Origin of the sequence: Nocardiopsis sinuspersici, from assembly GCF_001998325.1 — a bacterium.
Classification (GTDB): domain Bacteria; phylum Actinomycetota; class Actinomycetes; order Streptosporangiales; family Streptosporangiaceae; genus Nocardiopsis; species Nocardiopsis sinuspersici.
Window position 1 is genome coordinate 4076503 of sequence record NZ_MCOK01000001.1, and the last position, 20325, is coordinate 4096827.

General features: G+C 72.6%; 18 protein-coding genes. 8 read left to right on the top strand and 10 right to left on the bottom strand.

Annotated features, from left to right (window positions below; translation table 11 throughout):
- The first annotated feature begins 83 nt into the window (after positions 1–83).
- The 3 genes from NOSIN_RS17595 (at position 84) to NOSIN_RS17605 (ending at position 1640) form a co-directional block, all read left to right on the top strand.
- Positions 84–632 (top strand): EF-hand domain-containing protein, encoded by a 549-nt coding sequence (locus NOSIN_RS17595; protein ID WP_236743388.1) that lies wholly within the window; start codon positions 84–86, stop codon positions 630–632.
- Between the two features lie 151 nt (positions 633–783).
- The gene (locus tag NOSIN_RS17600) at positions 784–1158 is read left to right on the top strand and encodes an ArsR/SmtB family transcription factor (protein ID WP_077691799.1); all 375 of its coding nucleotides are present in this window, start codon (positions 784–786) and stop codon (positions 1156–1158) included.
- Positions 1155–1640, top strand: a complete 486-nt coding sequence (locus tag NOSIN_RS17605; RefSeq protein ID WP_077691800.1) for an SRPBCC family protein — start codon at positions 1155–1157, stop codon at positions 1638–1640. Before NOSIN_RS17600 ends, NOSIN_RS17605 begins: the two co-directional genes overlap by 4 nt.
- A 148-nt stretch (positions 1641–1788) precedes the next feature.
- Here the strand turns inward: NOSIN_RS17605 and NOSIN_RS17610 are convergent, their stop codons facing one another.
- From NOSIN_RS17610 to moeZ, 5 genes are all read right to left on the bottom strand, one after another.
- Positions 1789–5220 carry an ATP-dependent helicase gene (locus NOSIN_RS17610; protein ID WP_077691801.1) on the bottom strand — a complete coding sequence of 1144 codons (3432 nt, stop codon included), beginning with the start codon at positions 5218–5220 and terminating at the stop codon, positions 1789–1791.
- Positions 5213–8371 carry an ATP-dependent helicase gene (locus tag NOSIN_RS17615; RefSeq protein WP_171986672.1) on the bottom strand — a complete coding sequence of 1053 codons (3159 nt, stop codon included), beginning with the start codon at positions 8369–8371 and terminating at the stop codon, positions 5213–5215. The genes NOSIN_RS17610 and NOSIN_RS17615 overlap by 8 nt, the downstream gene beginning before the upstream one ends.
- Before the next feature lie 85 nt (positions 8372–8456).
- Positions 8457–8783, bottom strand: coding sequence for an MGMT family protein (locus NOSIN_RS17620; protein WP_077691803.1), 327 nt, complete (start codon positions 8781–8783; stop codon positions 8457–8459).
- 113 nt (positions 8784–8896) lie between these two features.
- Positions 8897–9283, bottom strand: a complete 387-nt coding sequence (locus tag NOSIN_RS17625) for an SPW repeat protein (protein WP_077691804.1) — start codon at positions 9281–9283, stop codon at positions 8897–8899.
- A 211-nt stretch (positions 9284–9494) separates the two neighbouring features.
- Positions 9495–10658, bottom strand: coding sequence for an adenylyltransferase/sulfurtransferase MoeZ (gene moeZ, locus NOSIN_RS17630; RefSeq protein ID WP_077691805.1), 1164 nt, complete (start codon positions 10656–10658; stop codon positions 9495–9497).
- Positions 10659–10942: 284 nt separating this feature from the next.
- Between moeZ and NOSIN_RS17635 the strand changes: the two genes are divergently transcribed.
- The 3 genes from NOSIN_RS17635 (at position 10943) to NOSIN_RS17645 (ending at position 13283) form a co-directional block, all read left to right on the top strand.
- On the top strand, positions 10943–11170 hold the full coding sequence (locus tag NOSIN_RS17635) for a hypothetical protein (RefSeq protein ID WP_077691806.1): 228 nt from the start codon (positions 10943–10945) through the stop codon (positions 11168–11170).
- 260 nt (positions 11171–11430) lie between these two features.
- Entirely contained in the window at positions 11431–12069 is a 639-nt protein-coding gene (locus NOSIN_RS17640; protein WP_077691807.1) for a TetR/AcrR family transcriptional regulator, read from the top strand.
- A 422-nt stretch (positions 12070–12491) separates the two neighbouring features.
- Positions 12492–13283, top strand: coding sequence for a mechanosensitive ion channel family protein (locus NOSIN_RS17645; protein WP_077691808.1), 792 nt, complete (start codon positions 12492–12494; stop codon positions 13281–13283).
- A 118-nt stretch (positions 13284–13401) separates the two neighbouring features.
- On the opposite strand, the gene NOSIN_RS17650 is transcribed toward NOSIN_RS17645, so the two are convergent.
- From NOSIN_RS17650 to NOSIN_RS17660, 3 genes are all read right to left on the bottom strand, one after another.
- Positions 13402–13644, bottom strand: coding sequence for a hypothetical protein (locus NOSIN_RS17650; protein ID WP_077691809.1), 243 nt, complete (start codon positions 13642–13644; stop codon positions 13402–13404).
- Positions 13645–13916: 272 nt separating this feature from the next.
- Complete coding sequence (locus tag NOSIN_RS17655; RefSeq protein WP_077691810.1) at positions 13917–14228, bottom strand: DUF6401 family natural product biosynthesis protein; 312 nt, start codon at positions 14226–14228, stop codon at positions 13917–13919.
- Between the two features lie 161 nt (positions 14229–14389).
- Positions 14390–15076: a ferritin-like fold-containing protein gene (locus tag NOSIN_RS17660; RefSeq protein WP_077691811.1), complete on the bottom strand. Its 687-nt coding sequence runs from the start codon at positions 15074–15076 to the stop codon at positions 14390–14392.
- 557 nt (positions 15077–15633) lie between these two features.
- Here NOSIN_RS17660 and NOSIN_RS17665 point away from each other — a divergent pair.
- A complete protein-coding gene (locus NOSIN_RS17665) occupies positions 15634–17166 on the top strand; it encodes a DEAD/DEAH box helicase (protein ID WP_077691812.1) in 1533 nt (510 codons plus the stop codon).
- Between the two features lie 133 nt (positions 17167–17299).
- The gene (locus NOSIN_RS17670; protein ID WP_236743389.1) at positions 17300–18208 is read left to right on the top strand and encodes an alpha/beta fold hydrolase; all 909 of its coding nucleotides are present in this window, start codon (positions 17300–17302) and stop codon (positions 18206–18208) included.
- 177 nt (positions 18209–18385) lie between these two features.
- Here NOSIN_RS17670 and NOSIN_RS17675 read toward each other — a convergent pair whose 3' ends face one another.
- Both NOSIN_RS17675 and NOSIN_RS17680 read right to left on the bottom strand, forming a co-directional pair.
- Positions 18386–19309, bottom strand: coding sequence for an MBL fold metallo-hydrolase (locus NOSIN_RS17675; RefSeq protein ID WP_077691813.1), 924 nt, complete (start codon positions 19307–19309; stop codon positions 18386–18388).
- A 113-nt stretch (positions 19310–19422) separates the two neighbouring features.
- Positions 19423–20298 carry a PHP domain-containing protein gene (locus NOSIN_RS17680; RefSeq protein ID WP_077691814.1) on the bottom strand — a complete coding sequence of 292 codons (876 nt, stop codon included), beginning with the start codon at positions 20296–20298 and terminating at the stop codon, positions 19423–19425.
- Positions 20299–20325: the final 27 nt, after the last annotated feature.

Consider the following 20325-nt stretch of genomic DNA (forward strand, 5'->3'; position numbering starts at 1 on the left):
CGTGGGCGGGGAACCCTTCCGGCCGCGGGACACTCGAAGGGCATGGGGCGGGACCCGCCCGCCCGCCGACGAGAGGACTCCCCGTGGACACCGTTCCCGCCGCCCCGATCACCGAGAGGTTCGGACGGCTCTTCGACACGCTCGACTCCGACCACGACGGTTTCGTGACCTGGGCCGACTACCGGCGACTCGTGGATCGCTACGTCCACGGGTACGGGCTGGACCCGCAGGAGCGCCGGGCACAGGCGATCGGGGCGTCGTACCAGATGCTCTGGCAGGAACTGCTGCGCCACTCGGGCGTGGAGGGTGAGCGCCTGGAGCGGGAGGAGTTCGTCGGGGCCATGCACGCGGCGTCGGAGGACCGGAGCCGGTTCAACGCCGCGGAGGGCGTGGCCGAGGCGGTGTTCGACCTGCTCGACACCGACGGCGACGACCGGATCAGCCGCGAGGAGTTCCTGCGGTACGCGAACGCCCTCGGCGCGGAGGCCGCCGACGCCGAGCAGCGGTTCGCTGGGGTGGACACCGACCAGGACGGGTTCATCAGCCGCCAGGAGTTCGTGCTCTCGGCGCGGGAGTACCTGTTCGGGGACGACACCCGGTCCCCGGGCGGCTTCGTCTTCGGGGTGCTCTGACCCGGTCCCCCGGACATCGGCCTGACCGGACACGGTCGACGCGGAAGGCGGGGAGGGGCGCTGGTGGGGGCACCAGCGCCCCTCCCCGCCACCTGAGCCCCTGACGTGCCCCTCTTCACATCGTCACCGGCCCGCGCTAACATACAACCAAATGGTTGTAGGAGATCTGACCGACGAGTCGGTGGACCGGCTGTTCCACGCCCTGGCCGACAACACCCGCCGCGACATCCTCCGGCGTTCCGTCGAGGGGAGGCTGTCCGTGTCGCGGCTGGCCGAGCTCTACCCGATGAGCTTCGCCGCCGTGCAGAAGCACGTCGCGGTGCTGGAGCGGGCCGGCCTGGTCACCAAGGAGCGGCACGGACGGGAGCAGCTCGTGCGCACCGAGCCGGACGCCGTGCACCGGGCACGGCGGGCCCTCGACCAGATCGAGGCCCTCTGGCGGGGACGGGTGGACCGTATGGCCGACCTGCTCGCCCGGGCTCCCGAGGCGGGGGCCGACGAACCGGTACAAGGGGAGGACCGATGAGCGTCACCAGCATCGACAAGGACTTCGAGAACCTGACCCTGACCCTGGTCGCCGACTTCTCCGCACCGGTCGAGGGGGTGTGGCGGCTGTGGGCCGACCCGCGGCGGCTGGAGCAGTGGTGGGGCCCGCCCTCCTACCCGGCGACCGTGGAGGAGCACGACCTCTCCCCCGGCGGCGGCGTCACCTACTTCATGACCGGCCCCGAGGGCGACAGGCACCACGGCTGGTGGAGGGTCGTGTCGGCCGACCCGCCGACCTCCCTGGAGTTCGTCGACGGCTTCTCGGACCAGGACGGCAACCCGTCCGCCGACATGCCCAGCACCACGGCGCGGGTGGAGATCACCGAGCACGGCGACGGGACCCGGATGGTGCTGCGCTCGGTCTTCGCGTCGCTGGAGCAGATGGAACAGCTCGCGAGGATGGGCATGGTGGAGGGCCTGGAGCAGTCGGTCGGGCAGATGGACGCCCTGCTCGCCGAGTAGGGATGCTCCTCGGGCGCCCACGGCGGAGAGGCTCCTCGGGCGCCCGAACCGGCCCCGGCGCCGACCCCGTTCACACGACGGGCACCGGGCGGGCGCCGGACGGCGGGCGCGTGTGCGCCACGCACGTCCTGGCACCGGCGCCCCGGCCTCACCCGGGTTCGGGGACGGCCTCGATGAGCGCGGCCAGGCCCTCGGCGTCGAGCAGGTCCGTGGGACGCACGGTCAGCCCGTCGCGCACGTAGTGGAAGGCGGCGCGCACCTCCTCCAGCGCCACCCCCGCCAGGTCCGCCCAGGCCAGGCGGTAGGCGGCCAGCTGCACGCCCACGGCGCGGCGCTCGGCGTCGCCGGAGGGCGGACGGCCGGTCTTCCAGTCCACCACGTCGTAGCGGCCCGTCCCGGGGTCGTGGAAGACCGCGTCCATGCGGCCCCGGATCAGCCGGTCGCCGATGACCGTCTCGAAGGGCACCTCCACCTCCACCGGGACGCGTGGGCCCCACTCGCTCTCCTCGAAGCGGCTCTGGAGCTCGGCGAGGTCCTCGTCCTCCCCCGCGGTCTCGTCCGCGGCTCCGGGCAGCTCGTCCAGCAGGGTGGCCCGCTGGCCGAACCGCTGCTCCAGCCAGGTGTGGAAGGCGGTGCCGCGCCGGGTGTGCGGTGCGGGCGGGCGGGGCAGCGGACGACGGATCTGCCGGGCCAGGGCGGAGGGGTCGCGTGCCAGCCACACCATGGACGACACCGACAGGTGGCCGGGCAGCTCGACCTGGACGGTCCTCTCCCCGGGGCCGGCCTCCTCGGCCTGCCGGTGGGCGAGCAGCAGCTCGGTGTCGCGCTCCCAGCCCTGGAGGCGGCGGCTCAGCCTGGGCGGCGGCGCGGCCCCCTCCTCCTCGGGGTCGGTCTCCCCCGCGAGCAGGCGGGCACGGGCGCGCTCGACCATGTCGGCACCGGCGAGGATCCCGGCGCGCCGGCCGGCGGACCCGTCCGCGGCGGGGTCGGCGCCCTCCTCGGGCGGCCACACGGCCGTGTCGCCCTCTCCCTCCTCGTAGGGGTTGTCGTCGGGGTCGGGCCGGGGGTCCCAGCGCTCGACCCTCCTGGGACCACGGCCGCTGTCGCCGCAGGCCCGCCGGACCTCCTCCAGGAACTGCGAGGGCCCGCGCTCGCTCGCGGCGTCGCGCCCCCACCAGTGGCCGGTGCACAGCAGGGCGAAGGAGGCACGGGTGACGGCGACGTAGGCCAGGCGCCGCTCCTCCAGCAGGTGGCGTTCCTGCTCGGCCTCCTTGAACTCGTCGATGCCCTTCTTGTCCACCGACAGGAGCTCGGGCAGGTTCCGCCGGTCTCCGCGCAGCCGGTAGGGCAGCAGGTGCTCGCCCTTGATCCACATGTCGCCCTCGGACAGGGTCGTGGGGAACAGCGGGGAGTACCTGCCGCCGCTGATCCCGGGCACGACCACCACGGGCCACTGGAGCCCCTTGGAGGCGTGCATGGTCATGAGCTTGACGGTGTCGTTGCCGCTGACGCGCTCGCCCGGGGCCAGACCGCTCTCCCGCTCCGCCGCGGCCCTGAGGTAGCTGAGGAAGCTGCCCAGCGTGGGGTCCTCGCTGCTGCCCGTGAAGCGGACCGCGTGGTCGACGAACGCGTCCAGGTCCGCGCGCGCGGACAGGGGGTCGCGGTGGACGCGGGCGCCCACCTCGATGTCCAGGCCGAGCATCCGCTCGGTCTCGGTGATCAGGTCGGGCAGCGGCTGCCCGACGAGCTTGCGCAGGGTGCGCAGCTCCTCGGCGAGGCGGCCGAGCCGTTCGCGGGCGGCCTCGGAGTAGTTCTCGGCCGGGCCCGGGTCGTCCAGGGCGTCCACCAGGCTGCCGCTCTCGGCGGTCAGGTCGAGGACGGTGCGGCGCAGGACGTCGTCCTCGGGCTCCTCGCCGGGGTCGGGCGAGGTGAGGTCGCGCCGGGTGTGGCGGGCCAGTTCCGCGGCGCGTGCGCCGAGCGCGGCGAGGTCGCGCGGCCCGATCCGCCAGCGCGGGCCGGTGAGGATCCGGGCGAGCTCGTTGCCCGCCGAGGCGTCGTGGACCACGCGCAGGGTGGCGATGATGTCGCGGACCTCGGGCACCATCATGAGCCCGCCCAGGCCGACGACCTCCACGGGGATTTCGCGCGCCTCCAGGGCCTCGCGCAGCGCCGGGAACTGGGAGCGCTTGCGGCACAGCACGGCGATGTCGCCGGGGCTGATCCCGCCGTCCGCGGCGCCGCCGTGCTCTCCCGGGGGCCAGGGCAGCCCGTCCGGCGCGGTCTCGGCGCTGCCCGGCTCGCCGGGGGCGGAGCGCAGGTACTTCTCGACCTCCTCGGCGATCCAGTCGGCCTCGTCCTGCTGGCCGGTGAACAGGCCCGTGCGGACGGTGCCGCGGCCGCGCCGGGCCGGTCCGGGGTGCAGGACGGGTACCTCGGCGCTCTCGGCGCGCAGGGGCTCGGAGATGTGCTTGGCGACCTCCAGGACGTGCTCGCCGTTGCGGAAGCTGGTGGCCAGGCGGCGCACGGGCGCGGCACGGCCCGGGGCGGCCGGGAAGTCGTTGGGGAAGTTGGTGAGGTTGGCGGCGACGGCCCCCCTCCAGCCGTAGATGGACTGGCAGGGGTCGCCGACGGCGGTGACCGGGTGGCCCTCGCCGAACAGGGCGCGCAGCAGCACGAGCTGGGCGTGGCTGGTGTCCTGGTACTCGTCCAGCAGGACCACGCGGAACCGCCCCCGCTCGATGAGGCCGACCTCCGGGTGGTTCTCGGCGATGCGGGCGGCCAGGGACACCTGGTCGCCGAAGTCCAGGGCCTCGCGGGCGTGCTTGGCGTGCTCGTAGCGCTCCACGAGCGGCAGGAGCTGCTCGCGGCGCAACTGGGCGTTGAGCAGGTTGCGGGTGGGCACCGTGGGCTTGCGCGGCAGGGCGTCGACGGCCGCCCGCAGCCACCGGCCGATACCGCGCACCCGCTCGGCGGTGGTGAGGTGGTCGGCGATCTGCCCGGACAGGTCCAGGACGCGGCGGGTGACGGTGTCGGCCCCGACCGTGATCAGGTCCATGGGCCCGTCGTACTCGCCGACGATCCGGGAGGCCAGCTGCCAGGCCTGGCCCGCGCTGAGCAGGCGGGAGGTGGGCTCGACGGCCTCGCGCAGGGCGTGGTCGGAGACGATGCGCCCGGCGTAGGCGTTGTAGGTGGACACGGTGGGCTCGCCGTCGAACAGCTCCTCGGGCAGCTGCTCGGTGGCGCGCAGCTGCTCCAGGCGCTTGCGCACGCGCTCGGCCAGCTCGGCGGTGGCCTTGCGGGTGAAGGTCAGGCCGAGGACCTGGTCGGGGCGCACCTGGCCGTTGGCCACCAGCCACACCACCCGGGAGGCCATGGTCTCGCTCTTGCCCGACCCCGCGCCCGCGATGACCACGCCGGGTTCCAGGGGGGCGGAGACGACCTGGGACTGCTCGGCGGTGGGCTCGGGCTGGCCGAGGAGGCGGGCGAGTTCCGAGGGGGAGAAGCGGGGATGGGGTTGGAGGTGGGGCCGGGGGTCCGGTTCGGGGTGGGGTCGGGGTTGGTGGGGGTGGGTTTCAGACATGTCTGCCCTCGTCCTGGACCGGGCAGCAGGCGCGGACGGCGCACGATCTGCAGCCCTTGTTGCGTGTGGCGGTGAAGCGGGACCCGCCCATACCGGTGGCGACCTCGCGCACCAGGGTCCCGGCCCATCCGGGGTCGGGGTCCTCGCCCAGGGGCGGCTGGGGCTGTTCCCGCGCCTTCTTGATCTTCTCGCCGACCTGTACGAGCGAGGCGCCGCCCGGCTCGGTGAGGCCGATCCTGGCGAAGGCCCCCTGGAGGACCGCCATCTGGTAGACGCCGAGCTGGGGGTGGCGGGCCAGGTCGTCGGCCTTGTTCCTGCCGGTCTTGATGTCCACGACCACGGCGCGGCCCTGGTCGTCGCGTTCGAGGCGGTCCACTCGGCCGGTGATCTCGATGCCGCCCACGTCCACCCGGAAGCCCTCCTCGGTGACGACCAGTTCGCGGTCGTTGGCCGCCTCCCAGTCGACGAGCTTGCGGACCATCGTGTCGGCGCGGTCGCGCTGGGCCCTGGACTGCCAGGGGCCGCCGAAGTCCAGGTCGGCCCAGATCTCGTCCATGCGCCCGCTGATCTCCTCGGGGGTGCTGCCCTGGGCCACCAGGACGGCGACGGCGTGCACGACGGTGCCCAGGGCCGAGGCGGAGTCCCCGGAGGAGGCTCCGGCGGCGCGTTCGAGGAGCCAGCGCAACTCGCAGTTGGTGAAGCTCTCCACCTGGGAGGGCGAGACACGGATGGTGTCCTCCTCGTCCGCCAGGGGGCGGTCGTCGGTGAAGGGGGTGAGCGCGTACCACTCCGAGGGGTCGGCGCCGCGCACGCCCTCCTCGGCCAGGCGGGCCAGGTGCAGGGCGGCGGCGTCGCGCAGCGGATCGGGGGCCCCGGGGTCGGTGACCACCGAGCGCAGGTCGGCGACGAGCGAGGGCAGGGACAGCCAGCGCAGGCCCGTGCTGACGGGCTCGGGATCGCCGACGCCCAGTTCGGTGAGGAAGCGCGAGGGGCGCTCGTCGGTGTCCTCACCGCCCACGGCGGTCACCACCAGGGTGCGGCGGGCCCGGGTCAGGGCCACGTAGAACAGGCGGCGCTCCTCGTCCAGGAGTTTGGAGGCCAGGGCCGTGCCGGAGGAGTCGGCGGAGTGCACGTCGGCGTCGACGAGCTCCTCCACGCCGAGCAGGGAGCCGCGCAGCCGCAGGTCGGGCCAGTCGCCCTCCTGGACCCCGGCGACCACGACCAGGCCCCACTCCAGGCCCTTGGAGCGGTGGGCGGTGAGGATGCGCACCGCCTCGCCCTCGGGCGCGCGCTCGGCGAGGCTGTCGCCGGGGATCTCCTGGGCGGCGAGGTCCTCCAGGAACCCGGCGGGGCTGCCGGGGGGCAGCCGGTCGCAGTAGCGGGCCGCGCTCTCGAACAGGGCGACCACGGCGTCCAGGTCGCGGTCCGCGGCGGCGCCCCGGCGGCCCCCGGCCAGGCTGTGGCGCAGCAGCCGGTCGGCGAGGCCGCTGCCGCGCCACAGCTCCCACAGGACCTGCTCGGCGTCGGCCCTCCTGGCGGACAGCTCGCGGACGGTGCGCAGCGCCTCGGCGACGCGGGTGGCGGGCGCGGCGACCTCGGGGTCGACGAGGGCGAGGTCGGCCGGGTCGAGCAGGGCGTCCACGAGCAGCCGGGAGGCGGGCCTGTAGGCGCCCGCGTCCTCCTTTCCGGAGCCGTCCCCCTCCTCCTCGGGAGCGGCGTGGGCGCGGTCCAGGTCCAGGCGGCGCAGCGCACGCACGAGCCTGCGCAGCCGTACCGTGTCGGCCTCTCCGAAGGGGCTGGTGAGCAGTTCGCGCGCCGCGTCCTCGTCCAGCTCGTGCGGGGACAGGCCGTAGCGGATCAGCGCGAGCATGGGGCGGACGATGGGCTCGGCGGCCACGGGGAGGTCGTCGGCGCCGACCGCGACGGGGACCGAGGCGGCGGTCAGGGCGCGGCGCAGTACCGGTAGCTGGCGGCTGGAGGAGCGCACCAGCACGGCCATGTCCGACCACGGGACGCCGTCGACCAGGTGGGCACGGCGCAGGACGTCGGCGATGACCGCGGCCTCCTGGGTGGCGCTGTCGGCCAGCAGCACGCGGACCTCGCCCTCGGGGAGGCCCTCGGCCGGGGTCAGGGCGCGGTGCTCGTTGACGTGGCCGCGCGCGGAGGCGACCGCGGGCAGGCGCCGGGTCAGGGCGCGCGAGGCCGAGAGCAGGGCCGGGCCGCTGCGGCGGCAGGTGCGCAGCGCGACCACGGGGGCCTCGGTGCGCCGTGCGGTCGGGAAGCGGCGCGGGAAGTCCAGGATGCCCCGGACCTCGGCGCCGCGGAAGGCGTAGACGGACTGGTCCGGGTCGCCGACCGCGACCAGGTCGCGGCCGTCCCCGGCCAGGGCGCGCAGGAGTTCCTCCTGGGCGGGATCGGTGTCCTGGTACTCGTCGACGAACACGGCCTCGTGGGCGGCGCGCTCGCGGTCCTGGACCTCGGGGTCGGAGAGCAGGTTCGCGGCGACCCGCACCAGCTCGGCGTAGTTGAGCGTGGGCACGGGGGCGATGTCGAAACGGCCGGTGTAGCGGTCCAGGAACCCGGCGGCCGCGACCCAGTCGTCGCGGCCGCGCTCGCGGCCCAGCCGCTCCAGGTCGGCCGGGCCCATGCCGCGCTCCTGGGCGCGCATGAGGAAGTCGCGCAGTTCCTGGGCGAACCCGCGGGTCTCCAGGGCGGGGCGCAGGCGCTCGGGCCAGTCCGCGGCGCCGTCCAGGGCCTCTCCGGTGAGGAGCTCGCGGACCTCCATCAGCTGTTCGGGGCCCGAGAGCAGGCGCGGGGGCAGGTCGCCCATGCGCTGGAACTCCCGGCGGATCAGGGCGTAGGCGTAGCTGTGGAAGGTCAGGGCCAGCGGTTCGCGGGTGGTGCGGCGCAGCCGTGCGGTGATGCGCTCGCGCAGTTCCTGGGCGGCCTTGCGGCTGAAGGTGAGCACCAGCACGCGCGAGGGGTCCACGCCGCGGTGCTCGATGCGGTCGACGACGGCCTCGACGATGGTGGTGGTCTTGCCGGTGCCGGGCCCGGCCAGCACGAGGAGGGGGCCGCCCCCGTGCTCGACCACGCGCCGCTGGTTCTCGTCCAGCACCGGCGGCGGCTGCACCTGGTGGGTGCGCCGCACGAGACGGTACGGAGATGTGTTCACGCCACCAGTTCACCAGAGACCGGCGACCATCCCGCACGTCATCTCCGCCACAGGGACCCTCTCAGCTTCCGCCCTCCCCGTCCCACCGGGCTCTGCGCATGTCCACACGGTCGCTCCCCGGGCGCATCGGGGTGCCCTCCGCCGCGTAGTGGGACAGTGCGCGGACCTCGTTGCAGGAGGGCGGCCTGCCGTCCGCGCGCACCACGCGCCACCAGGGCACTCCCCCTCCCCAGGAGGACATGACCGAGCCGACCTGGCGGGGCCCTCCCCTGCCGACGTACTCGGCGATGTCGCCGTAGGCCATCACCCGTCCGGGCGGGATCCGCTCGACCAGTGCCAGGACCTCCTCGGCGTAGTCGTCGGGTCCGCCCTCCTCGTCCGTGAACACCCCCACAACCTAGCGGCGGCCACCGACGGAAGGCCACCGGCCGTCGGGGCCGCCGACGGCGGGGGGCCGCCCCGCGTGAGCGGAGGCGGCCCCGGAGGGAGACGGCCGTCGGATCAGTTGTGGACCTGGTAGGCCTGCGAGCCCCAGGCGAGTTCGGGGTCGCGCTTGCGCGCCTGGCGCGCCCTCATCAGGCCGAACACCCCCAGCGCGGCGATGCCCACGCCGAGGATCCACGCCGTCCAGGCGGCTGCGGTGACGTCCGTGAAACCCAGCAGCCACGGCAGGACGAACGTCAGGACACCGATCGCGAGGACTCCCGTCTCGCTCGACAGCGCTCCCGGGCGGGTGATGGAGACGACCCCGGCCACGATGACCCCCAGGCCGAGGACGAGCATCGCGCCTCCGCCGAGGCCGTACATCCCGTGCCAGATCCAGCTCAGTCCCAGGGCCAGACCGGCGAGGATCGCCACCCAGTCCGCCCAGCGTCCCTTCCATCGCATGGAACACCTCCCTGCGTCAGGACTGCCGCCGGCGGTCGGCCGACGGCCTCTGGACGACTCCTACCCAGTTACCGGCCGGGACAGGCACGGCCCGGGGCGGGCACGGGAGGGCGCGAAAGCACGCGGGGCGGCGCCGGAAGGGGTCTTCCGGCGCCGCCCCGCGGACGGATACCGCGCGTTCTCCGGGGACGACGTGTTCCCCGGGCACCGCCTAGTAGACGGGCAGGCTCGGGTCGACCTGGTTGATCCAGGCCAGGACGCCGCCGCCCACGTGGACGGCGTCGGAGAACCCGGCCGCGTGCACCGCCGCCAGCGCCTCGGCCGAGCGCACGCCCGACTTGCAGTGCAGGACGACGCGCTTGTCCTGGGGCAGCCGCTCCAGCGCCTTGCCGTTGAGGAAATCGCCCTTGGGGATGAGCGTGGCCCCCGGGATGTTGACGATCTCGTACTCGTTCTTCTCCCGGACGTCCACGAGGAAGACGTCCTCGGGCTTGTTGTCCAGCAGTTCCTTGAGCTCGCCCGCGGTGATCGTGGCGCCGGCGGCGGCCTCGGTGGCCTCCTCCGACACGGCTCCGCAGAACGCCTCGTAGTCGATCAGCTCGGTGACCGGCTCGGTGTCGGGGTCCTTGCGGACCTTGACCTCGCGCCAGCTCATCTCCAGGGCGTCGAAGATGAGCAGGCGGCCCACCAGGGGGTCCCCGATGCCGGTGATCAGCTTGATGGCCTCGTTGACCATGACCGAGCCGATCGAGGCGCACAGCACGCCCAGGACGCCGCCCTCGGCGCAGGAGGGCACCATGCCGGGCGGCGGGGGCTCGGGGTACAGGTCGCGGTACTGGGGCCCGTACTCGTTCCAGAAGACGCTGACCTGGCCGTCGAAGCGGTAGATGGAGCCCCACACGTACGGCTTGTCCAGGATGACGCAGGCGTCGTTGACCAGGTAGCGGGTCGCGAAGTTGTCGGTTCCGTCCAGGACCAGGTCGTAGTCGGCGAAGACCTCCAGCGCGTTGTCCGACTCCAGGCGCTCCTGGTGCAGGACCACACGGGTGCCCGGGTTCACCTCCTTGACGCTGTCCCGGGCGGACTCGGCCTTGGGGCGGCCGACGTCGCTCTGTCCGTGGATGATCTGGCGCTGGAGGTTGGACTCGTCCACGACGTCGAAGTCGATGATGCCGAGCGTGCCCACCCCCGCGGCGGCCAGGTAGAGCAGCGCCGGGGAGCCCAGGCCGCCCGCGCCGACGACCAGGACCTTGGCGTTCTTCAGGCGCTTCTGCCCGTCCATACCCACGTCGGGGATGATCAGGTGGCGCGAGTATCGGCGCACCTCGTCCACGGTCAGCTCGTCAGCTGGTTCCACCAGCGGCGGCAGCGACACGGTGACTCCTCATGTCTGTTCGGTTGCTTCACACCGCCCGTACCGGGAAACCGCCGGGCGAGGGGGCGGAGGGCGCGAAGCGTGCTTGCACTCATACCCAACCTAACGGGTGGGGTATTCCATTCCCACCCCCGGGAGGTGTGGGAGCACACACGCGTCCGCGCACGTCCTCCTCAGGGCAACCAACACCGGCCGGGAGTTCATTCCGCGGGGGCCGGCGTACCGTGCCCGGCGGTGGGTAGTGGTCGCCTGTACAGTCGGCGACGACGTTTGGGGAGGCCCCCGTGGCACAGGAGAACCGTTCCGCGAGACGACGCCCGGACGCCGGTGAACCGTCCCCCGCCCCCGAGGTGCCCGAGGCCGACGCGGCCGAGCAGCGCACACCGGCCGCGGACGACGACACCGCGAACGGATGGAACGAACCGCCGCCGGAGAGCTTCGACCAGGCCGCCGAGGCGGACGTGGTGGAGCAGGCGCGCGACGTCGGAAACGACGACGACGAGCGTCGGTGACCGCGTCCGCGTCCGTTCTCCGTTTTTCTCCGGACACCTCCCGCGACCGCCGGCCACGCCCCCGACCGCCTGTTTCCCGGGTGTTCCGGGCGGGTCGCGCGACCCACGGTCCCGCTCCACCCTGCCCGGGGGGAACCTACGCCGGAGTAAGATGAGGGGGAAAGCCGTGGAACGCGCCACCGGCGGCGTTCGACGGCACTAGCCACGCAGATGTCCGGTGATGGCGTGCATCTGCCATGCCGAGTTCGGAGGGTGTGGGTGTGACAGCTCCTTCAGACGCCCGCGCCCGGGGCACCCGCTTGCCCCGGGTCAGGCGCCGCCGTCAGCTCCTGGCCGCGGCACAGGAGGTCTTCGTCGCGCGTGGGTACCACGCGGCGGCGATGGACGAGATCGCCGACCGTGCCGGGGTCAGCAAGCCCGTGCTCTACCAGCACTTCCCAGGCAAGCTGGAGCTGTACCTGGCCCTGCTGGAGGAACACTCCGAGGTGCTGGTCGAGAAGCAGCGCGAGGCCCTGGAGAGCACCGACGACAACCGCCAGCGCGTCATCGCGAGCTTTCGCGCCTACTTCGACTTCGTCGCGGGCGACGGCGAGGCCTTCCGTCTGGTGTTCGAGTCCGACCTGCGCAACCTGCCCGCCGTGCGGGAGAAGAGCGAGGAGACCTTCCAGCGCTGCGCCGAACTGATCGGCGCGGTGATCCGGCAGGACACCAGCATCTCCGACGAGGAGGCGCACCTGCTGAGCATCGGACTGGTGGGCATGGCCGAGACCAGCGCCCGGTACTGGCTCAACAACCACGGATCCGTCCCCAAGGACGCCGCGGAGCAGTTGGTGGCCCGCCTGGCCTGGCGCGGGATCAGCGGCTGGGACCTGCAGCGGGCGGCCGGGGAACAGGACTAGCCCGTGCTTCCTTGAGGCTCGGCCGCGCCTGCCTCGTGCCCGGACGCCGCAGGTACGGGAGCCTTCGGTCCCCGCGGGTGCGCCCGCGGGACCTCCGGCGGCCCCGTCGGCGCCCTCGCCAACCCCCCGGCGGCACAGGATCCGAGTCCACCGAACAGAACCCAGCCCCTTTCCACGAGAGGACCCCCGGGCGCCGAGTGCGCCCGGGGGTCCTCTCGCTGCGAAATGAGGAAAACATCCACCCATCATTTCGCAATGAATTCATAAAGAAAAGGGAATCACCCCGGCGCATGCGGAACATGCGATTCGATCGCCGCCCTCCGGGTATCGCCGGAATGAGAAGTAACGTGCTTCTCTTCGCCGTATCCGTCTGGTCCTTGTCCGGACCCCGGCGGAGCAAGCGATTTGGGGGTGAAGACGTTATGAACGTGGGTCAGGGGCTGACGACGGCCTGGCAGGCGGTGGTCAGTTTCGTTCCGCAACTGATCGGCTTCCTGGTGATCCTGGTCCTGGGCTGGCTTATCGCCTGGGTCGTGGGCAAGGCGGTCTCCAAGGGGCTGCACAGCGTCGGACTGGACCGCGCGCTGCACCGCGGGGGTGTGGGCGAGTACTTCGAGCGCAGCCGCTGGAGCGCCAGCGAGCTGTGCGGAAAGATCATCTACTACGTCGGACTGCTGTTCGTGTTCACGCTCGCGTTCAACGTCTTCGGACCGAACCCGATCAGCGAGTTGCTCAGCCAGGTCATCGCCTGGATCCCGAGCGCCATCGTCGCGCTGATCATCGTCGTGGTGGCCGCGATGATCGCCAAGGCGGTCCGCAACGTCGTCTCCGGTGCTCTGGGCGGGCTGTCCTACGGCTCGGTCCTGGCCAACGTGGCGGCCGTGTTCATCATGGCGCTCGGCGTCATCGCCGCGCTGAACGAGATCGGCGTCGCCGTGACCGTGACCCTGCCGGTCCTGATCACGGTCCTGGCCACGATCGGCGGCATCCTCATCGTCGGCGTCGGCGGCGGCATGATCGAGCCGATGCGGTCGCGCTGGTCCCGCTGGCTGGACGTCGCCGAGCGCGAGACCGGCCGGATCAGCGAGGAGGCCAGCTACAACGCCGGGCGCGAGGCGGCCATGAACCGTCCCGCCGAGCCCGCGGAGCGGCGCGACGGGGCCACGGCCCAGGCCGCGCGCCGCGGCGGGGGCGGCGAGCCGACCACTCCGTAGCCGGCCGCGCGCCGCGGACACAGGTGAGGGCGGGACCGGCCGGTCCCGCCCTTCGTCGTGTGCGCCGTGCGTCCGTACCCGGTGCCCCGGGGCGCTTCGCCGGAGTCCGCGGGCGAACTCAGAGGAACTCGGAGTCCCGCAGTTCCAGGCGGGCGAGTTGTTCGACCCGCCGGAAAGCCAGTACCACGGAGGCGATGATCGGAAGGAAGGCCAGCCAGAAGGCCACGTTCCCCGGTCCGGTGAATACCATCGACGCCAGTGCGACGACGAAGATCAGTGCGAAAAGCGCGAAGTCGACGCGGTCCTGTTGAATCAGGACGCCGACCGGTGGGCGGGCCGCCCCATGCCGACCGCTCCTCATTCGCCTTCCTTTCTTGCGGCTCCACGAGCCGCTCCGCCAGTTACGGCGCATGCCGGTCCGATTTGCCGGACTTCCATAACGCCGCCAGTCCCACGTTGCATTCCGCAGGGCCCTGGTTCGACCACGGTGCGCCGGGCCGACATCGGCCGCTGTGGAGTCACCGGTACGTTTCAGCGTACGCCCAGCGTGGGGTTTCCACCGGAGAACTGGCAGGGCTGGTGGCCACGAGGAGCTCGGGTCGTGGCCCGCGCCGGCCTGCGGATGTCACCAACCTAGCGGACGAAACCGCGATCCTTGGCCAGGCGGCAGATGGCGAGGACTCGGAGGGTCTCCCAGTCGTACTCGACCGCCTCGGAGTCCCAGCCCCGTTCGAGGCAGCCGTCGAGGAACCCGTGGAGGTAGGTACCGAGGGTGCGGGCGTTGAGCTCGCCACCGGAGGCGGTGATGCCTTCGCACACCTGTGCGGCGTGCTGGTCCAGTTCAGCGCACATCCAGGGCTCGATCGGCCTGTCGAGGGGGCCGATCCGGTGGAAGTCACGGGTCAGTCCGGCCAGCGGATGGCGCACGGAGGTCCCACTGGGCATGGAAGTACCTACTCGGGTGGTCAGGAGACGGAAGCTTCACCGATTTTACGGGCATCAGCCAACGAATCGTCACAGAAGTGTTGGATATTACCCGCGCTTGACCAAGACATCCCAAGATGAGACCAAGTTTGCGTAATACCTGAAACCGGCGCCCAGAGGGATCAGCCGGACAGTCCCATGGCTTCCAGACGGGCCGAGTGGCGGTCGGTGAGCGAGGCGAACATCCTGCTGACCGCGGCGAGGTCGCCCAGGCCGGTGCCGTCGTCCCCGGAGGCCTTGGGGTCCTTGGCCAGCAGCGCGGCGAGGTCGGGGCGGGCCACCGCCACCGCCTGCGCCTGGCTGAGCGCCTCGCCGACCAGGCGGCGGGCCCACAGGGACAGGCGCCCGGCCAGCTTGGGGTCCTCGTCCACGGCGGCGCGCACCGTCTCGGAGACGAACTCGGCCCGGCCGGTCTCGGCCAGCACGCCCTCCACCAGGTCCCGCGTCTCCTCGTCGGCCAGCGCGGCGACCTTGCGGTAGAAGTCCCCCGCGATACCGTCGCCGACGTAGGTCTTGACCAGGCTCTCCAGCCAGCTCTGCGGCTCGGTCCGGGAGTGCCAGGCGTCCAGCGGTTCCACGAAGGGCGCCATGGCCTCCTCGGGGTCGACCCCCAGCCCCTCCAGCCGGTCCCGCAGCGTCTGGTAGTGCGCCTGCTCGGCGGCGGCGAGGGCGGCCAACTGGCCCTTGGACCGCAGGGAGGGGGCCAGTCCCGCGTCGTCGGCGAGACGGAAGAAGGAACCGAGCTCGGCGTAGGCGAGCAGCCCGAGCAGATCGATCACGCCGGGACTGTCAGAGGGGCCTTGGATCATGCGGGTCAGCGTATCGCCCGGCCACCCGGGTACCGAACCGGGGACTAAACGAACCGCCGGCACGGTTGCACCCGCTGGGAGCGGGTACGGTCCACGCCGTCCACAGCCCGGTGAACTGCTATGTCCACCAGGCGCGTCACCAGCTAGACTCTGCGTGATGACCGGCGTGTGCGTCCGACCGAACTCTCCTCACACACGCGGGGATCTCCCACGCAGCGGCGTCGCGGAGGCGGCGCCCGCACAGGCGCGGACCCCCACCGACGGTGGCCCAGGCCGCGCGAGGACAACGACGAACCACGGATGCGCTCCCCGTCCAATACGGGGACGGTCCCTATCCGCGGCGGGGAACCCCCGCGTCGCACGGATCCGGCAGGCTGCGCCACCGCGGCGCCTCGTGACAGAGGCGAGCGATGAGCCGCGCCCGCACGGAGGCGAGGGACCGATGGACCGCATCCCGCCGCGGCCGGCCAACGTTGCGGCACGCCAAGATGGAGGCTTGAGCCCTGAGCAGCACAGACGAGACGACCAAACCGAAGATCACCTTCCGCGACCTCGGCGTGAACACCGAGTTCGCCGACGCCCTGGAGGCGGAGGGGATCATCGAGCCCTTCCTCATCCAGGAACTGGCCCTGCCGATCGCGCTGAACGGCAACGACATCATCGGCCAGGCCCGGACCGGTACCGGCAAGACCCTGGCCTTCGGCCTCCCGCTGCTCCAGCGGGCACAGGCCGCACCCGGCACGGCCAAGCGGCCCCGCGCCCTGGTCGTGGTCCCCACCCGTGAGCTGGCCATCCAGGTCGCCGCGGACCTGACCACCGCCAGCAAGCGCAGCGGCGGCCGCATCCTGACCGTCTACGGCGGCCGTTCCTACGAGCCGCAGGTCAACGGCCTCAAGGAGGGCACCGACGTCGTCGTCGGCACCCCGGGCCGCCTGCTGGACCTGGAGAACCAGAAGCACCTGCGCCTGGACGAGGTGTCCGCGGTGGTGCTGGACGAGGCCGACAAGATGCTCGACCTGGGCTTCCTGCCCGACATCGAGCGCATCCTCACCAAGATCCCGAGCGAGCGCCAGACCATGCTCTTCTCGGCCACCATGCCGAGCGAGATCGTCTCCCTGTCGCGCAAGTACCTGAGCCGCCCCACCCACGTGCGCGCGAGTGACGACAACGAGATCGACGGCTCGGCCATCACGGGGCAGATCACGCAGCACGCGTTCCGCACCCACCAGATGGACAAGATCGAGATGCTCGCCCGCCTGATCCAGGCGGAGGACCACGGCCAGAGCATGGTGTTCTGCCAGACCAAGCGGGCCTGCGACCGGGTGGCGGGCGACCTGAAGACGCGCGGCTTCGCCGTCGCGGCCGTCCACGGCGACCTGGGCCAGAGCCAGCGCGAACGCGCCCTCCGGGCCTTCCGCAACGGCAAGATCAACATCCTGGTCGCCACCGACGTGGCGGCCCGGGGACTCGACGTGGACGACGTCACGCACGTGGTCAACTACGAGACGCCCGAGGACGAGAAGACCTACACGCACCGCATCGGCCGCACCGGCCGGGCCGGGCGCAGCGGCACCGCCGTCACCTTCGTGGACTGGCAGGAGATGCCGCGCTGGAAGCTGATCAACAGCGCTCTCGACCTGCCGTTCTTCGAGCCGGAGGAGACCTACTCCACCTCGCCGCACTTCTTCGAGGCGCTGCGGATCCCGGCCGGGACCAAGGGCAAGCTGGCCGCGGACAAGCGCGACGAGCACGCGGGCCTGGAGGCCGAGGAGGTCGAGGACATCGGCGACACCGGGGCGCCCCGCGGCGACCGGGGCGGCCGACGGGACCGCGACCGCGACCGGGACCGGGACCGCGGTGAGGGCGGACGCGGCCAGAGCCGCAACCGCTCGCGCCGCCGCACCCGCGGCGGTAGCGGGTCGGCCGGGTCCGGGGCTCCCGCGGAGAAGGCGGGCAGCAGTGCCCCGGCTTCCCCGGACGCCTCGCGCGAAGGCGGCAAGTCCTCCGCCGAGGGCACCCGCAAGGTGCGGCGGCGCCGTCGTACCCGTGGTGGCGCCAGCGCCGCCCGACGGGATCCCGAGAACACCTGACGCACGGGCGCCCGAACGGGCGCCGCGGTCGACGCGGGGCGGGCGACGGGCCTTCCCCGCGGTGCCGATGGCCGTCACGGCCGCGGCCCGGGTTCGACCGGCCCGGGTCACCGATCGTCTAGGGTGGCCCGACGTGAGTACACCTCAGTTCATCGACCTGCCCCCGGGCGTGCGGCGCGCGGACCTGCCCCTGTCGTACGGTCCCGTCGCCGCCCTGCGGGCGCTTCCCACCTCCGGCGGCCCCGAGCTGGCCCCCGCTGTCCTGGTGCACGGATTCACCGGCAGCAAGGAGGACTTCATCTCCCTCCTCCAGAGCCTGGCCCAGGCCGGCCGGGAGGTGGTCGCGATCGACCTCCCCGGCACCTACCAGTCGCCGGGCCTGGAGTCCCTCGTGCTCCCGCCCGGCGTACGGCGGCCGGACTACCGCCTGCCCTCCCTGGGGGCGGTGGTCGCCGAGGTCCTGGACCAGATCGGCGACGGCGGCCCCGTCCACCTGCTGGGGCACTCCTTCGGCGGGCTGGTCTCACGCGAGGCCGCGCTGGTCGACATGGCGCCGCTGGCCTCGCTCACCCTGATGTGCTCGGGCCCCGGCGCCCTGAGCGGTCCGAGCGCGGACACCACGCGCGGCCTCATCGCCGCCGTGTCCATGAACCCCACCTCCGAGCGGCTCCGGGAGCTGTGGGAGGAGCAGTTCGACGCCGTGGCGCAGGGACGCACCCCCCAGTCCGAGATCCGCGACTTCCTGCGCGAGCGGCTGCTGGCCAGCAGCCCCGTGGGCCTGATGCACATGGCCGAGGAGCTGTTGGCCGCGCCCGACCGCGTGGACGAGCTGGCCCGTGTGGATGCCCCCAAGCTGGTCCTGTACGGCGAGAACGACGAGGCGTGGCCGCTGGAGGAGCAGGACCGGATGGCCGAGCGGCTGGAGGCCAAGCGCCTGGTGGTCCCCGGCGCGGGTCACTCCCCCAACGTGGAGGCCCCCGAGACCACGGCGAGCGCGCTGACCGCGTTCTGGAACGAGTCGGAGTCGGTGGGCCGCCGCTGACCGTGGCACGCGGCCGCGCCGCCGGAGGACGGCGGCGCGGCGGTGAACAGGTCTCGGCGGGTCCTCGGAGGGGCGCGCCTGGTGCGGCGCCCGACCACGGTGATCTTGCTCCCAGTGGCACTGTCGGCGCTCCACGGTGACGCCGAGAGCAAGATCAGCGCGGAGGGGGCTCCTGCGCTAGACCCAGGAGTCGAAGTTCTTGCTCTCGGCGCCCGCGGTGGTGGCGGGGCCGCGGTCGGGCAGGACGCGGGTGTCGGGCGGCAGGGACAGCAGCGCCTTCCCGATGGAGGCGAGCTGCGTCGTGTAGTCGATGTAGGTGCTGCCGACCATGCCGGGCTCGCCCCTGCGCAGGGTGTCACCGCTGAAGACGACCCCGAGCTGGCTGATGTAGTAGCCGACGGTGCCGGTGGCGGTGCCGGGCAGGGCCAGGACGTCGATGTGCAGGTCGCCGATGTCGAGGGCGCCCTGGCCCTCCACCTCGATCTCGGGGCGGTGCTCGGCGCCGTGGTGGCGGCGCCAGGCGCGCATCTCACGCGGGTGCAGGGCGATGGGGGCCTCGGACTCCTCCGCGATCTTGATGGCCGACTCGATGTGGTGGCTGTAGGCGTTGGTGCAGGCCACGAGGTAGACCTCGCGCTCCCCGACGGCCTCCATGATGGCCTCGGCGTCGTAGGCGGGATCGATGACGATGACGCCCTCGTCGTCGGCCTCGACGATCCAGGTGTTGCTGACGATGTCGATCTTCTCGCCGTCGAACTCGAAGACGCCGGCCGTGCGCACGCGGGTGATCTTGTCGGAGTCGGGACCGGTCACGCCGGTCTCCTCGCCCTCGTCGGCGAAGACGTCGTCGGACGCGTCCTCCTCGGGCTCCTTCTCGGAGTCCTCGGCGTCGGCTTCCCTCCCGGCCTCCTCCTCGGAGTCCTCCGGGGCCCCGGTGTCGCCGGACCCGGTCTCGGCGTCCGCCTTCCCGGCCTTCGCGTCGGCCGTGCCGGCCTCGGCGGAGTCCTCCTCCTTGGCCTCCTCCTGGTCCACCGCGGCCTCCGCAGCGGAGTCGGTGGCCTCCTGGCCGTCCTGCTTCTTCGGCTTCCGCTTCCAGAACACGGTGTCAGACCTTTCGCTTGCGTCAGGGTACGAGTGGGTCGCGCTGCGACCCATTGTCGCGCTACCACACAGTGGTCGGTACCGTACCGGACTCCGGGGAACCGTCACACGGTTCACCCCCGCAGAAGCGGCACCCCCGTCGCGGGCGCGACGAGCCGCTCGAACGCCTCCGGATCGGTGGTCCTGCACCCCAGCCTGCGGCCGGACAGGCTCCCGTGGTCGTCGCTGGAGCCGGTGACCACCACGCCCAGGTCCCCGGCCACCCCGCGCCAGTGGACGGCCTGCCTCCGGTTGTGCGAGGGGTGGTCGGCCTCGATCCCGCCCAGGCCCGCGGCGGCCATGCGCTCCACCAGTTCGAGGGGGACCGCGCCGTTGAGGGAGCCCTCCGCCCGGGCCGGGTGGGCCAGCGAGCACACACCGCCCGCCGCGCGCACCAGTTCCACCGCGCGGACCGGGTCGATCGCGTACCGCGAGGCGTAGGCCGGGCCGCCCGAGCCGATCCACCGGTCGAAGGCGTCCTGCACGTCCCTGGCCGCACCCGCCTCCACGATCGCGCGGGCCAGGTGCGGGCGGCCGATCGTGTTGGCGTCGGCGTACTCGTCGCGGCCCGCGCCGGCGATCTCCAGCACCCGCTCCCAGGTGAGGTCCACCCCCAGGTCGCGGAGCTTGCGGACCATCTCCTCGGCGCGGGCGGCCCGGTCGGAGCGGACACGGCGCAGCTCCTCTGCCAGGCCGGGGTTCTCGGGGTCGAACAGGTAGGACACCAGGTGCACGCTGGACCCGGCGTAGGCGCAGGACAGCTCCATCCCCGGAACGAGGGTGAACCCGGGGGGCAGGTACTTGGCGGCCTCCTCGATACCGCCGACCGTGTCGTGGTCGGTGAGGGCGAGGACGTCGAGACCCGCGGCGACCGCGTACTCGACGACATCGGCGGGGGTGTCGGTTCCGTCGGAGACCGAGCTGTGTGAGTGCAGGTCGATACGTGTCACCGGGCGATTGTACGTAAGTCCCGGGCG